General features: G+C 55.3%; 11 protein-coding genes. 5 read left to right on the plus strand and 6 right to left on the minus strand.

Annotated features, from left to right (window positions below; translation table 11 throughout):
* Positions 1-3: 3 nt before the first annotated feature.
* The 3 genes from IYV58_RS22540 to IYV58_RS22550 all read left to right on the plus strand — a co-directional run bounded on the left by IYV58_RS22540 (position 4) and on the right by IYV58_RS22550 (position 3,633).
* Positions 4-1,131 (plus strand): ABC transporter ATP-binding protein, encoded by a 1,128-nt coding sequence (locus IYV58_RS22540; RefSeq protein WP_004124642.1) that lies wholly within the window; start codon positions 4-6, stop codon positions 1,129-1,131.
* Positions 1,132-1,147: 16 nt separating this feature from the next.
* Entirely contained in the window at positions 1,148-2,434 is a 1,287-nt protein-coding gene (locus IYV58_RS22545) for an ABC transporter substrate-binding protein (protein WP_004124644.1), read from the plus strand.
* Between the two features lie 68 nt (positions 2,435-2,502).
* Entirely contained in the window at positions 2,503-3,633 is a 1,131-nt protein-coding gene (locus IYV58_RS22550) for an oligogalacturonate lyase family protein (protein WP_049123189.1), read from the plus strand.
* Positions 3,634-3,852: 219 nt separating this feature from the next.
* On the opposite strand, the gene IYV58_RS22555 is transcribed toward IYV58_RS22550, so the two are convergent.
* From IYV58_RS22555 to IYV58_RS22565, 3 genes are all read right to left on the minus strand, one after another.
* Positions 3,853-5,199, minus strand: a complete 1,347-nt coding sequence (locus tag IYV58_RS22555; RefSeq protein ID WP_004124651.1) for a carbohydrate porin — start codon at positions 5,197-5,199, stop codon at positions 3,853-3,855.
* 113 nt (positions 5,200-5,312) lie between these two features.
* Positions 5,313-6,746 (minus strand): glycoside hydrolase family 32 protein, encoded by a 1,434-nt coding sequence (locus IYV58_RS22560; protein WP_162626077.1) that lies wholly within the window; start codon positions 6,744-6,746, stop codon positions 5,313-5,315.
* A gap of 18 nt (positions 6,747-6,764) precedes the next feature.
* The gene (locus IYV58_RS22565; protein ID WP_004124655.1) at positions 6,765-8,006 is read right to left on the minus strand and encodes an MFS transporter; all 1,242 of its coding nucleotides are present in this window, start codon (positions 8,004-8,006) and stop codon (positions 6,765-6,767) included.
* A gap of 240 nt (positions 8,007-8,246) precedes the next feature.
* On the opposite strand from IYV58_RS22565, the gene IYV58_RS22570 reads away from it, so the two are divergent.
* Positions 8,247-9,242, plus strand: a complete 996-nt coding sequence (locus tag IYV58_RS22570) for a LacI family DNA-binding transcriptional regulator (RefSeq protein WP_004124657.1) — start codon at positions 8,247-8,249, stop codon at positions 9,240-9,242.
* Here the strand turns inward: IYV58_RS22570 and IYV58_RS22575 are convergent, their stop codons facing one another.
* Both IYV58_RS22575 and kduD read right to left on the minus strand, forming a co-directional pair.
* Positions 9,243-10,661, minus strand: coding sequence for an arabinose-proton symporter AraE (locus tag IYV58_RS22575; protein WP_004124659.1), 1,419 nt, complete (start codon positions 10,659-10,661; stop codon positions 9,243-9,245).
* Positions 10,662-10,972: 311 nt separating this feature from the next.
* A complete protein-coding gene (gene kduD / locus IYV58_RS22580; RefSeq protein WP_004124661.1) occupies positions 10,973-11,734 on the minus strand; it encodes a 2-dehydro-3-deoxy-D-gluconate 5-dehydrogenase KduD in 762 nt (253 codons plus the stop codon).
* 543 nt (positions 11,735-12,277) lie between these two features.
* On the opposite strand from kduD, the gene IYV58_RS22585 reads away from it, so the two are divergent.
* Positions 12,278-13,453: an oligogalacturonate lyase family protein gene (locus IYV58_RS22585; RefSeq protein WP_004124664.1), complete on the plus strand. Its 1,176-nt coding sequence runs from the start codon at positions 12,278-12,280 to the stop codon at positions 13,451-13,453.
* A 217-nt stretch (positions 13,454-13,670) separates the two neighbouring features.
* Here the strand turns inward: IYV58_RS22585 and IYV58_RS22590 are convergent, their stop codons facing one another.
* A complete protein-coding gene (locus tag IYV58_RS22590; RefSeq protein WP_004124666.1) occupies positions 13,671-14,366 on the minus strand; it encodes a porin in 696 nt (231 codons plus the stop codon).
* Positions 14,367-14,481 lie beyond the last annotated feature (115 nt).

The following is a 14,481-nucleotide window of genomic DNA, read 5'->3' on the forward strand; positions in this document are numbered from 1 at the left end:
ATCATGGCTGAAGTTATTTTCAACAAACTGGAAAAGGTCTACTCCAACGGCTTCAAGGCGGTACATGGTATCGATCTGAAAATTGCGGACGGCGAGTTTATGGTTATCGTTGGACCGTCCGGCTGCGCCAAATCCACCACCCTGCGCATGCTGGCCGGTCTGGAAACCATCAGCGGCGGCGAAGTGCGGATCGGTGAGAAAATCGTAAACAACCTCGCGCCGAAAGCGCGCGGTATCGCGATGGTGTTCCAGAATTACGCGCTCTATCCGCATATGACGGTGCGTGAAAACCTTGCCTTCGGCCTGAAGCTGAGCAAGCTGCCGAAAGATCAGATTGAAGCCCAGGTTAACGAAGCGGCGAAAATCCTTGAGCTGGAAGAGCTACTGGATCGTCTGCCACGTCAGCTCTCCGGCGGCCAGGCGCAGCGCGTGGCGGTTGGCCGCGCGATTGTGAAGAAACCGGATGTGTTCCTGTTCGATGAACCGCTCTCTAACCTTGACGCCAAGCTGCGCGCCTCGATGCGCATCCGTATTTCCGACCTGCATAAGCAGTTGAAGAAATCCGGTAAACCGGCGACCACCGTGTACGTTACCCACGATCAGACCGAAGCGATGACCATGGGCGACCGCATCTGCGTGATGAAGCTGGGTCATATCATGCAGGTGGATACCCCGGACAACCTCTACCACAAGCCGAAAAACATGTTTGTGGCCGGATTTATCGGCGCGCCGGAGATGAATATTCGTCCCAGCAAGCTGGTTGAGCAAGCGGGCCGTCTGCATCTGACCGTTGGCGATGGCCTGCTGCCGCTCAACGACAGGCTGCAGAGCAAGGTCGACACCCACAAGAACCAGCAGGTGTTCTTCGGCGTGCGCCCGGAGTTTGTCTCCATCTCCGATGAACCGTTCGCCGAAGGTTCATGCACCGGCGAAATGGTACGCGTGGAAAACATGGGCCATGAATTCTTCGTCTATCTGAAGGTCGCCGATTATGAACTGACCGCCCGCGTGCCGTCAGATGAAGCGAAGCCCATGATTGAGAAAGGGCTGCATCGCAAGGTGCATTTCAAATTCGATCTCAACAAGTGTCATATCTTTGACGCCAAAACTGAACAGAACATCTCTCTGTGAACCCTGGAGTATTAAAATGAAAAAAGTGCTTTTAAGCGCCGCAATCTCCGCAACTTTGGCCCTTACCGCGTTGCCTTCCATGGCGAAGGATGTCGACCTGCGTATGTCATGGTGGGGCGGCAACGGCCGCCACCAGGTGACCCTGAAGGCGCTGGAAGAGTTCCATAAACTCAATCCGGATATTAACGTGAAGGCGGAATATACCGGCTGGGACGGTCACCTTTCGCGCCTGACCACGCAAATCGCCGGCGGCACCGAGCCGGATGTGATGCAAACCAACTGGAACTGGCTGCCGATCTTCTCGAAAAACGGCGAAGGCTTCTACGATCTGAATAAGATGAAGGATGTGATCGACCTGAGCCAGTTTGACGCCAAAGAGCTGCAGTCCACCACGGTGGACGGCAAGCTTAACGGTATTCCGATCTCCGTCACCGCGCGCGTGTTCTACTTCAATGACGAAACCTGGAAAAAAGCGGGCGTTGAGTACCCGAAAACCTGGGACGAGCTGATGGCGGCGGGTAAAACCTTCGAGAGCAAGCTGGGTAAACAGTATTACCCGGTAGTGCTGGAGCACCAGGACACCCTGGCGCTGCTGAATTCATATATGATTCAGAAGTACAACCAGCCGGCTATCGATGAAAAAACCAAAAAATTCTCCTACAGCAAAGAGCAGTGGGTCGAATTTTTCCAGATGTATAAAAAGCTTATCGACAGCCACGTCATGCCGGACACCAAGTACTACGCCTCGTTCGGCAAGAGCAATATGTATGAAATGAAGCCGTGGATTCAGGGCGAGTGGGCGGGAACCTATATGTGGAACTCCACCATCAACAAATACTCCGACAACCTGAAGCCGCCGGCGAAGCTGGAGCTGGGCAGCTATCCGATGCTGCCGGGCGCCACCGACGCGGGCCTGTTCTTTAAACCCGCGCAGATGCTCTCGATTGGTAAATCGACTAAAAACCCGGAAGCGGCGGCGAAGGTGATCAACTTCCTGCTGAACAGCAAAGAAGGGGTTGAGACGCTGGGCCTGGAGCGCGGCGTGCCGTTGAGCAAAGTCGCGGTGCAATACCTGACCGAAAACGGCGCGATCAAAGAGGACGATCCGGCGGTATCTGGCCTGCGTCTGGCGCAGTCCCTGCCGGCCAAACTCTCGGTGTCGCCATACTTTGACGACCCGCAGATCGTTGCCCAGTTCGGCACCTCTCTGCAGTACATCGACTACGGGCAGAAAACCGTAGAAGAGACGGCAATTGACTTCCAACGTCAGTCTGACCGAATCCTGCGCCGCGCGATGCGCTAATTAACCGCTATCCGTATCTACCCCGCAGCTCCGGCTGCGGGGTATTTTTTTAGCAAGGAGTGAATCGAATCATGAAAGGCAAAATCATCCCGCTGAGCTTTCTGCACACGCAGGACCGCGAAACCGGTCACCAGGTGATCCGGATGACGCCACCGCATGTTATCTGCCACCGCAACTACTTCTATCAAAAATGCTTTACCCGGGACGGCAGCAAACTGATTTTCGGCGGTGCCTTTGAAGGCCACTGGAATTACTATCTACTCGATATCGCCGCCCAGCAGGCCACCCAACTGACCGATGGGCCGGGTGATAACACCTTTGGCGGTTTCCTGTCCGCCGACGACCGGTCGCTGTGGTACGTGAAAAACAACCAGCAGCTGCGCCGCGTGGACCTGGCGACGCTGGAAGAGCAGGTTGTATATCAGGTGGATGACCAATGGGTGGCCTACGGAACCTGGGTCGCCAATAGCGATTGCAGCCAGATGGTCGGTATCGAAATCAAAAAAAGCGACTGGCAGCCGCTGACCGACTGGGGCAAGTTCCGCGCCTTCTACTTCACCGAGCCGGAGTGCCGGTTGATTAATATCGACCTGCGCAGCGGCGAACAGCGCGTGGTATTGCAGGAAAAACGCTGGCTCGGCCACCCGATTTACCGCCCGTTTGATGACGGCACCATCGCCTTCTGCCACGAAGGCCCGCGCGATGCTATCGATGCCCGAATGTGGCTTATCAACGCTGACGGCAGCCATATGCGCAAGGTTCGCCAGCACCAGCCGGGGGAGAGTTTTACCCACGAATTCTGGGTGCCGGATGGATCCGCGCTTTATTATGTCGCGCATCAGGAAAACGATCCGCATCGCTATCTGTATCGCGCCGACCCGGCAACCCTGGAAAACCGCCAGCTGATGGCCATTCCTCCGTGCTCACATCTGATGAGCAATCACGATGGCTCGCTGGTGGTCGGCGACGGCGCGCCGCACAGCACCGGCGATATACAGCTTAACGATCCGTTTATCTGGGTGTTTGATATAGCCGCCGATAAGCAGACTGCGGTGTGCCGCCACGACTCCACCTGGAAAGTGATTGAAGGCGAGCGGCAGGCGACGCATCCGCATCCGTCATTTTCACCGGATAACCGCTGGGTACTGTTTACCTCCGATAAAGAGGGCATGCCGGCGCTATATCTGGCGGAGGTGTAGTGATTCGGCAACGTCCCGGCTCGCGCGGTGCTTAGCCGGGCTACGGGTTCACCGCCGTCTGCGGACAGGTAGCCCGGACAGATGCGCAGCATCGCCTCCGGGAATTATCACCCTGCTTCCCCGGGGGCGGCGCAAAGCGCCTGCCCGGGCTACAGGTTCACCACCGTCTGCGGACAGGTAGCCCGGGTAAGGCGTTGACGCCGCGACCCGGGAAGACCGTCAGAAGAAATATTTAAACCGCACCCGCGCGCCGTAGCGTTCATCGGTATTGCCGCTTTTCGCCGCCGATGAATCGAGCCATGACGCATAGGCTCCGAGATAAATATTAAAGTTCGGCATATCCATAATATTCGGCAGATGCCATGAGGTATGAAGGGTGTGGATATCGTAGCGCCCCGGCGCCAGGATGGCGCAGTCGCCATCGCACTCCGCGTTGACGCCGGACATATTAAACTGGTCGATTTTGTTATGCGCATAGATATAGCCCAGCTCCACGCGATGCCATAACGCATTGATACCGGCGCTGAAATCCTTTTCGTCCGCCGCATCAAGATACGCGGTGCTTACGTTCACCACCGCCCCGTTCTCGGCATCGGTTTTCAGCGTATTCCAGCTCATGGTCATACCGTAACCGGTACGGCTGGATTGATCGACCCAGCGGCCGTTCTGATTCTCATAACCGTAAGCATTATTAACGAGGTTACTTTCCATCGCTCCCGCCACCGACCAGGCGCCGGATTGCCAGGCCGCGACCGGACGCACGTAAACCACATTTTTACGGTTATCCAGCGCGTTGCCGTGATAATTCTGGTCCACGAACAGCGAGCTGCCGTCCTCCACCAGCGTATTCACCTCAAAATACCAGTTATCGAGATTTTTACTCAGCAGGAAATTGCCGCCGCTGCTGCTGCGTCCGCGCCCCTCTTTCATCATATAAATATAGCCGTAGCCGTCGCTATACAGATCGTTCGCCGTGTTGCCGGAATATTCAACAAACGTATCCTGATTTAGCGGGAACATATCGTAGGCTTCGAAGCGACCGATTTTAATTTTCCAGTCATCCTGCTGACCAAAGAAAAAGGCCGCATCATCAAGATTCATTTTACCGTTCATATCCGCCAGCGGCTGTACGCTGAAACCGGCATATTTACCGTTAGCCCCTTTGCGTAATCCATCAAAGCCCAGAAGAATACGGCCGTTAATATCCCAGCGCTCTTTATCTCCCGGCGCCCAGTTTTTATTAGCGCTGGTTTTCACCGACGTCAGGCTACCGGTGCGGCTGGCGCCGTCCATATTAAACTCAACGTCGCCATAGAATTTTAATTCACCATAATCATTAAGTTGTAAAGCGGGTTTAGCTGGCGCGGCGCTGGCCACCGTCGTCGCTTGTGCCTCCTGTTTTTTTAGCGCGCGGATTTCCGCCTCCGCGCTGGCCGCCCGCTGCTCTGTCGCCTTTAGCCGTTGTTCCATTTGCGCCAGCCGCTCCTCAAGGGATAACGGCGCCTGAGCATTAGCCAGAGGGGTAAATAAAGACGTCAGAACACACCCGACCCAGATTTTATTCATCGGAATAACCCTTTATTATTTAGTTAAATAGTATTTTTTATTTATGGGTAAAGCTCGACAATAATAACCCGTCCACCGTCAAAGACGGGTTATTAACAACTATTCAGTAAAACTTATTCCAGCTGCCAGGCACCTGCTTCTTTTAAATGCGCCGAACCGCTCCAGGAAAATAACGCTAATTCACGGCGAGCGGCGTCAGGATATATACGACTGCTGAGACAGGCCTCGCCATCATTAACAAACACTTCTACCGAAGAGCTATCGAAGAATATTCTTAGCTTCAGATCGGCGCCTTCGGTCAACGGGACGCTGCGGGTGCCGCAGAGGCCATACTGCGGATAGTGTCGCTCAAGCACCAGGCGCTGCATCTGCGCATCCACGTAAACGCGCAGACCTTCGCCGAAGCTGAGGCCATACTGCTCGGCGCTGCTGCTGGCGCAGTCCCAGTGCAGGATCACCTCCATCGCCTCGCAGTTTTCCACCGTCGTGGTCTGCTGGTTCTTCAGCGTCGTCACCGGCCACGGGAAGCTGGCGCCGCGCATGCTCTCGACCTCTTTCGCCGGACGCATCTGCAGACGGTTATCGGCGCTCAGGCTCAGCTCGCGCGGCAGCGAAAGCATGCCCGCCCAGCCGTCCTGCTGCTCCGGCAGCGGCGATTCCCACATATCCAGCCAACCGATGACAATGCGGCGACCATCGGGCGTGAGGAAACTCTGCGGGGCGTAGAAATCGTGCCCGTGATCCATTTCGACAAACTCCCCCTCGCGTACAAACGCCTGCCCCGGCTGCCACTCACCGAGCAGATAGCCGCTCTGGAACAGGTTGCGGTTGCGATAGCCTTTCGCCGCCAGCCCCTGAGGGGAGAACATCAGGATATGTTTGCCGTTGAGGGCGAAGAAATCCGGGCATTCCCACATGTAGCCCATCTCTTTTTCCGCTTCATCAAGCACGCCCGCGTCCTGCCACTGGCGCAGATCGGCTGAGCGATACAGCCGCACCTGGCCGGTATCGCCATCGCGAGCGCCAACGATCATGTACCAGCTGTCCCCTTCTCGCCACACTTTCGGGTCGCGGAAATGGTGCATGCCCGGCGGAGTGTCGACCACGATCCCCTGGCGCTCGAAGTGAATCCCGTCGCGACTGGTCGCCAGACACTGCACCTGATACAGGTTGGCTTCATCGCTGGGATCGCCATGGAATTTATGCCCGGTATAAATCAGCGCCAGCGTATCGCCATCCACCACTGCGGAGCCGGAGAAGCAGCCGTCTTTATCCTCCGGGCCTTCCGGGGCCAGCGCCACCGGCAGATGCTCCCAGTGCACCAGATCCTTACTGCGCGCGTGACCCCAGTGCATCGGTCCCCATTGGGTGGAGTACGGATGGTGCTGGTAAAAGGCGTGATACCAGCCGTCGAACCAGACCAGGCCATTGGGATCGTTGATCCAACCCGCGCGGGCGGCCAGGTGATAGCGCGGATACCAGCGCAGGTTCAGCTTTTCATGTTTGGCCTGCAGTTCTTGCTCGGCCCGGGGAATGGAATAAGTCATATTCATTACTCTTTTGATTCAGATAGCGGAAGTTTGCGGCATCAGCGGGTCCGAAGAGGACTTACTGGAACGCAACAAGAAGATGGAGATAAAGGTGGTGCAGAACACCAGCAGTCCCATAATCAGATAGGACTGGGCGAAGCCGTATTTCTCATAGCTATAGCCAGCCAGCGGCGACAGCACCGTCGCGATAACCGAGCTGGTGCAGGCAAAGCCCACCAGATAAAGCGTTGAGGAGAGACGCTTGTCGAAGTTCAGGCTGTTGTATTTAAAGATGGAGACCAGCAGCACCGGCAGCTCGACCGCGTGCAGCAGTTTAGTAATGGAGATAAGCAGCGGCCCTTCCACCAGCCCGGACGCCACCATACGCATCGCCATCACCATCCCGGCGAAGATCAGACCATTTTTCGCGCCAATACGGTTAACCAGCCACGGCGCGCAGAACATACCGGCAGCTTCAAGGAACACCTGGAACGAGTTCAGGTAGCCGTACATCTCGTTGCCTTCCTGTAAGGTCGGGAACTGGGAAGAGAAGTAGACCGGAAACTGCTGATCGTAAACGCCGTAGATACAGGTGCCGATGACGAAGAATACCAGCGCCCAAAAGCGCGGCAGGGTCAGCAGACGCAGAGCGTCCTCCAGCGTCACTTTACCGCCCGATACCGCCTCCTGCATGGCGTGCGGCGCGGAAGAGACCCGCAGTCGCGCCAGTAGTATAAAAAAGACCAGTCCGGAGCAGCTGGCCACCGCGAAGTTTAAATGCGGATTAATATTAAACAGCAAACCGGCGAAGAACGTCGCCACCGCCCAGCCCAGCGAGCCCCACATCCGCGCTTTGCCGAATTCAAACTGGCTCTGGCGCGCGACGCGCTCGGTATAGGACTCCAGTACGCCGATACCGCCGTTGAAGGTCAGTCCGATATAAATCCCGCCGAAGATGCTGCCGAGCAACACGTTAATTTTGAGCAGATAGCCAAACAGCATATAGGCCGGGCCGGAGAGGATCAGCAGAACGGTAATGTACCAGAGCAGATTTTTACGCAGGCCGAGTTTGTCCTGAATAAAGCCGTAACACACCTGCGCGAAAAGCGCCGAGACGGAAAGCACCGAGAAGATAATCCCGGTATCCCCCGGTTTAAGGCCCACTTCCTGGTGCAGCCAGATCGAGAGCAGCGAACCTGAAGAGGACCAGGTCACGAAAAAGAAAAACAGTAACGCGCTGAGTAACGGATAGCTTTGTGAGGGGTGCGCTTTCATCATGACATTCTCATGTAGGAGTAATGCTGATATGGTAACGTTAACAAAAAACGAATCTCATGTCATTTTGCTAAGATTCATGATGTTAATCACAAAAGTTAACGTTAACATAATGAGAGTGGGATCGCGATCAAATATTCCTCGTCTGCATCGGCATCGGGTGTACGATAGAATATCGCATGATCCTTTTACATCAGTAACTTAGTAAAACCCGTTGCCGACGGCATGGGTGGAGCACTTAATATGGCATCTCTGAAAGATGTGGCAAAGCTGGCGAATGTGTCGCTGATGACGGTCTCCCGGGCGCTAAACAGCCCGGAAAGACTCAAGCCGGAGACCCTGGCTCGGGTCCAGGCGGCTATCGAAGAGACCAACTATGTCCCCGACCTGTCGGCGAAGAAAATTCGCGGCGCCCACGCGACGCCAAACACCATCGGGGTGCTGGCGCTGGATACCGTCACTACGCCGTTCTCGGTGGAGATTACGCTCTCCATCGAAGAGACCGCGCGGGCGCACGGCTGGAACAGCTTCGTGGTCAACATGTTCTCTGACGATAGCCCGGAAACTATTGTCGACCTGCTGCTCTCCCACCGTCCGGACGGGATTATCTATACCACGATGGGCCTGCGCCAGGTGCCGCTGCCGGCCAAGCTGTTAACCCTCCCCTGCGTGCTGGCCAACTGCGAAAGCCTGCACGATCCGGTGGCCAGCTATATCCCGGACGACGAACAGGGCCAGTATACGGCGGTGCAGGCTCTGCTGGCCGCGGGCTACCGCCGTCCGCTGTGCCTGCATCTCCCGGTGAATCATCTGGCGACCGTCCGCCGCCGTCAGGGGCTGGAACGCGCCTGCCGGGAAGCGGGGATTGACCCGGATACGCTCCATCACAGCTATATGGCCTATGGCGATGAGCACTATCGCGATATTCCCGCTGTCGTGCTGGCGCATATTCAGCAACCCACGCTGCCGTTCGACTCGGTGATTTGCGGCAACGACCGCATCGCGTTTATGGTCTATCAGACGCTACTGGCGCAGGGGCTGCGCATTCCGCAGGATGTGGCTGTGGTGGGTTACGACAATATGGTGGGGATCGGCGATCTGTTTTTTCCGCCGCTCTCAACGGTACAGCTCCCGCACTATGATATTGGGCGCCTGAGCGCCCTGCACATTATTAACGGCGACAGCCATCGGGAGACGGTACGGGTTGCCAGCCCGTGGCTGCCGCGCGAGTCGTTATAGTTAATTGCCGATATTGCGCAGCTTCTCGCCGGACATCAGCTTGCGTTCAATATGCTCAAGGGTGACGTTTTTAGTTTCTGGGATCAGCCAGAACGTCACGCCGATAAAAGCGACGTTCAGCGCGGTATATAACCAGAAGGTTCCCGCCGCGCCGATCGCGTCCAGCAGCGTCAGGAAGGTCGCGCCGATAATCATGTTTGACACCCAGTTGGTGGTGGTTGAGCAGGTGATACCGAAATCGCGACACTTCAGCGGCTGAATTTCCGAACACAGGATCCACACCACCGGCGCGGCGCTCATCGCATAGCCGGCGATACACATCATGGTCATCCCCACCGACAGCCAGGAGAGACCGCTGGAGGCGGTGCCGTTATCAAACTGCATCAGGCAGTAGCCCAGCACCAGCGTGCCGATGGCCATCACGCTAAAGCCGATTTTCAGCGCCGGTTTACGCCCGGCCTTATCGACGGTAAAGACGGCGATAAAGGTGGCGAACATAAAGGTCAGGCCAACCACCAGGGTCGCCACCATCTGCTGCTCGGTAGTGGTGAAGCCGGCCATTTTGAAGATGCGCGGCGCGTAATACATGATGATATTCATCCCGGTAAACTGCTGCATCGCCTGCAACAACATGCCGAGGAACACCGCCCGCCGCACGTTGCGGTTGACCTTAAACAGCGCCCAGCCCCCCTGCTTCAGCTTGAGACTTTCGCGGATCTCATTCAGCTCGTCGCGGGCTTTTTCAGACGTGTCGCGCAGCATCCGCAGCACCTCTTCCGCCTCCACGTGACGCCCTTTTTCCGCCAGCCAGCGCGGGCTATTCGGCAGGAAGATCACCAGAATAATCAGCACCAGCGCCGGCAGAGCCAGTACGCCAAGCATCGCTCGCCAGTTGCCGCTGTAGCTGAACGCGGTATCGGAGAGAAACGCCATCACGATCCCCAACGTTACCATCAGCTGATACATGCTGATCATCTTGCCGCGCACGTTTTCGCTCGCCATTTCCGACAGATACAGCGGCGCGGTATAAGAGGCAATCCCCACCGCGACCCCGAGAACGATCCTCGCCGCCAGCAACATTTCGACGCTGGCGGCAAAAGCGGAGCCCACGGAACCGGCCACGAACAGCACTGCGCCCACCATCAGGCTGTATTTGCGCCCAAGGCGAAAAGAGAGCCAGCCGTTAAATAACGCGCCGATGGCAGCCCCCAGCATCATGCTGCTCACCACCCACTCCTGCAGGCGGCTGGATAAAACAAAATGATCGGTAATAAAGGGCAGCGCCCCGGCGATTACGCCGATATCAAGGCCAAACAGCAATCCTGCCACCGCGGCGGCAACCGAGACAAACTGATTCATGCGCCGGGTATCGCGCAGCGTACGCGGCATAGTTGTAGAGTCGTGACTGATTGAGGTCATTTTTTTCCCGCCAGACGAAGTAAGACATACGATGAAACTACGGGATCGGCGGCGCAAGGTGTCAGGCGTGACAAGCCAAAGATATGGATTAAGTTGCTACAGGCAATGGTTTTGTGATGGACATTCAACTTTCGAAAGAACAGAAAATAAGCATTTCAACTTCACCGACCCTTGTTAAACATAGATACTCTGCTGAGAAACAAGTAAATCATATGGACTATTTCAATTTCATCATATGGACAATTGTTATTCAGCCATAAAAAAACCCTGCCGAAGCAGGGTTCCATTTTGCGCTGATAACGCGGCAAATATTAGCGCGCCAGCCAGCCGCCATCCACCGCCACGGTGTAGCCGTTGATGTAGTCAGAAGCGCTGGAAGCCAGGAAGACCACCGGCCCCATCAGGTCGCTTGGCAGGCCCCAGCGTCCCGCCGGGATACGGTCGAGGATCTCGCTGCTGCGCTGTTCGTCGGCGCGCAGCTGCTGGGTATTGTTGGTCGCCATATAGCCCGGCGCCAGCGCATTGACGTTGATGCCGTGCTTGGCCCACTCGTTCGCCAGCAGACGGGTCACGCCCATCACCGCGCTTTTTGACGCCGTGTAGGACGGTACGCGGATCCCGCCCTGGAAAGAGAGCATCGAGGCGATATTGATAATCTTGCCGCCGGTACCCTGAGCGATAAAGTGTTTCGCCGCCGCCTGAGACATAAAGAACACGCTCTTAATATTCAGGTTCATCACGTCGTCCCAGTTTTTCTCGCTGAATTCAATCGCGTCTTCGCGACGGATCAGACCGGCATTGTTAACCAAAATATCGATATGACCGAACTCCGCTACCGCACGCTCCAGCAGTTGTGGAATGCCGTCAATCTGGCGCAGATCGGCGGTCAGGCTGAGAAAACGACGGCCCAGCGCCGTAACGCGCTCAATGGTTTCCGTCGGTTCAACAATATTGATACCCACGATATCGCAGCCGGCTTCCGCGAGGCCAACCGCCATACCCTGGCCCAGACCCGTATCACAGCCGCTGACCACGGCTACTTTGCCCTGCAGGGAGAATGCGTCGAGAATCATACTTGGTTCCTTAATCTTTCAGAGCCTGTGTAGGTACAGGCAAGGTTCTGATAGTCCAGCCTGCTGCTTGTGCAGACCCTTATGGTTTGAAGAACTCTCAGGGATTGACCCTTCTAAAAATAAAACAGAGTTCCGTTTTACTGTGAGCACATCTTATCCCCGGCTAAAGTCATTTTCAATTATTATTAAAACATCGTTTCAATTTTAAGACTGCTAAATGTTAAAAATGCAAAACAGATCACGAAGCGCCGGAGAATTGATCCGGAAATATTTATTTAATTCTTTAAAATACAGTTAGTTAAAATGAACTTTAAAAAAAGACCAGGGATCGAAAAAAATCGACAAGAAAACAAAGACCGCCGGGATACCTGCCGCACGTAAAGCAAAAAAACGCGATCTGCAGCAAGAAGTTGTTGCGAATTGCGTCCGCCATCACAAATAATGAAACGATGTTTTGATAAATTAACACCCATCTTTTAAATCTACTTCCACTGGCCGGTCAACGCAGGCGGGCGACATCTCAGGAAGGAAAAGGAGTACATCATGGCTAAAGGCATGCGGGTTAAACTGAATTATGACGTCAGCCGCGATCCGGACACCGGCGCGGAGATCACCCGTTTAACCCCACCAGAAGTGACCTGTCATCGTAACTATTTCTATCAGAAGTGTTTTTTTAACGATGGCAGCCATTTGCTGTTCGCCGGCGAGTTCGACGGTAACTGGAACTACTATCTGCTGGACCTCGCAAAAGCCGAGGCGGTGCAGCTAACGGAAGGCGCTGGTGATAACACATTTGGCGGTTTCCTTTCCCCGGATGATAAATCCCTTTATTACGTGAAGAACGACCGGACGCTGCTGGAAGTTAACCTCACGACGCTGCAAGAGCGCGAAGTTTATCGCGTTGCCGATGACTGGGTTGGCTACGGCACCTGGGTGGCCAACAGCGATTGCACCAAACTGGTTGGCATTGAGATTGCCAAAAGCGACTGGACGCCGCTTAACGACTGGCAGATTTTCCACGATTTCTTTCACAAAGGCCCCCGCTGCCGCCTGCTGCGCGTCGACCTGCAAACCGGCGAAAGCAGCGTGATCCACGAAGAGAAGAAATGGCTAGGCCATCCGATTTATCGTCCGTTCGATGACAATACCGTCGCCTTCTGCCATGAAGGCCCGCACGACCTGGTCGATGCGCGGATGTGGATGGTGAATGAAGACGGCAGCAACGTGCGTAAAGTTAAAGCGCATGCGGAAGGCGAAAGCTGCACTCACGAATTCTGGGTTCCGAACGGCTCCGCGCTGGTGTACGTCTCTTATCTGAAGGGCCAGCAGGGTCGAACAATTTATAGCTTCAACCCGGATACCGGCGTCAATGAAGCGGTGATGCAGATGCCTGCCTGCTCGCATCTGATGAGTAACTTTGACGGCACGATGCTGGTTGGCGATGGCTCCGGCACCCCGGTGGACGTCAAAGACACCAGCGGCTACACCATTGATAACGACCCGTATCTGTACGCTTTCGATGTCGCGAAGCAGGCCTATTTCCGCGTCGCGCGGCACGATACCTCCTGGGCAACGGTGGCCAATAGTCGCCAGGTGACCCACCCGCACCCGTCCTTTACGCCGGACGATAGCGCCATTTTGTTCAGCTCCGATAAAGACGGCAAACCTGCCGTTTATATCGCGAAGCTGCCGCCGCAGCCTGAGATGCTGAAGGCATAGCGTTAGCCACTGTTTGAGTTAGTGTTTCTGTAACTGGCCTTGCCCTCCTTTCGGAGGGCTTTTTTATGCCCGACGTTTGCCCCGGATTGCGCTGCGCTTATCCGGGCTACATGACGTGTAGCTGGGGCGCGCTGCGCCGCCTCAGGGAAGAGGGATTCATACCAACAGAAAACCCCGGCTGACCGCTCCGGGGTAAACGATGAAGACATTTTTTAATTTAGAACGAGTAGGCGACACCTACGCGGAAGCGGGTCTGGCGGTCGCTGCGATCGTTGACGCCGACGTTGCCGAGCTCGCCGTACGGCGCCCAGTTTTTATCCAGCTTATAGGCAACCTTGAGGTTGTACTCCTGCGAGTACGGTTTGTTGTCGTTGCGCTTAACTCCTTCGCTACTGCGCGCGTAAACGTAGTTCAGCTCCGTACGCCAGTCGCCGAAGACGTAACCGGCCCACGCATCGCCACGGTTAACTTTGTCATCGTCTTTCCCTGCATTCGCCGGGTAGCGGGTATAGTCATAACGATAGCGGGCAGCAACGTAGAAGCCATTATCAAAGCTGTACTGCACGCGCAGGTTTGGCTTGTAGATCGAGCGGCTATCGTTACTTTCAATATTGAACCCCGGCGTGACCGAGAAGTTTTTGTCCGCTTTCCACTGCCAGCTAATGCTCTCTTCATGACCATTGCCGACGAAATCGGAATAAGGCTGGCTGGTGTTCTCGCCGCCCGATTTCCACTTCGCCTCAACGGAGAAGCCGAAGCCGTTAGCGAAACGGTGGGAGACGGAAACGCGGTCGGCGTTACTCTTATCCGTTTTCCCGCCATCAATGAATTCGTGACGTAAATCTACCGTGACAGCTGAAGCCGCGAAGGACATGCCACAGAGTGCAGCAAGGGCCAGAGATCTTGCGAACATAAATTACCCCTCATAATTAAAATATCGTTTCGTTTTTATAAAACCGTATTTTATTTTTTAGGCAATAATGTTTTAGTGATCGCGATCGTAAATATTTGTTTCAAAAAAGGTGGCA

It is taken from the genome of Klebsiella sp. BDA134-6, assembly GCF_015601345.1.
Classification (GTDB): Bacteria; Pseudomonadota; Gammaproteobacteria; order Enterobacterales; family Enterobacteriaceae; genus Klebsiella; species Klebsiella grimontii.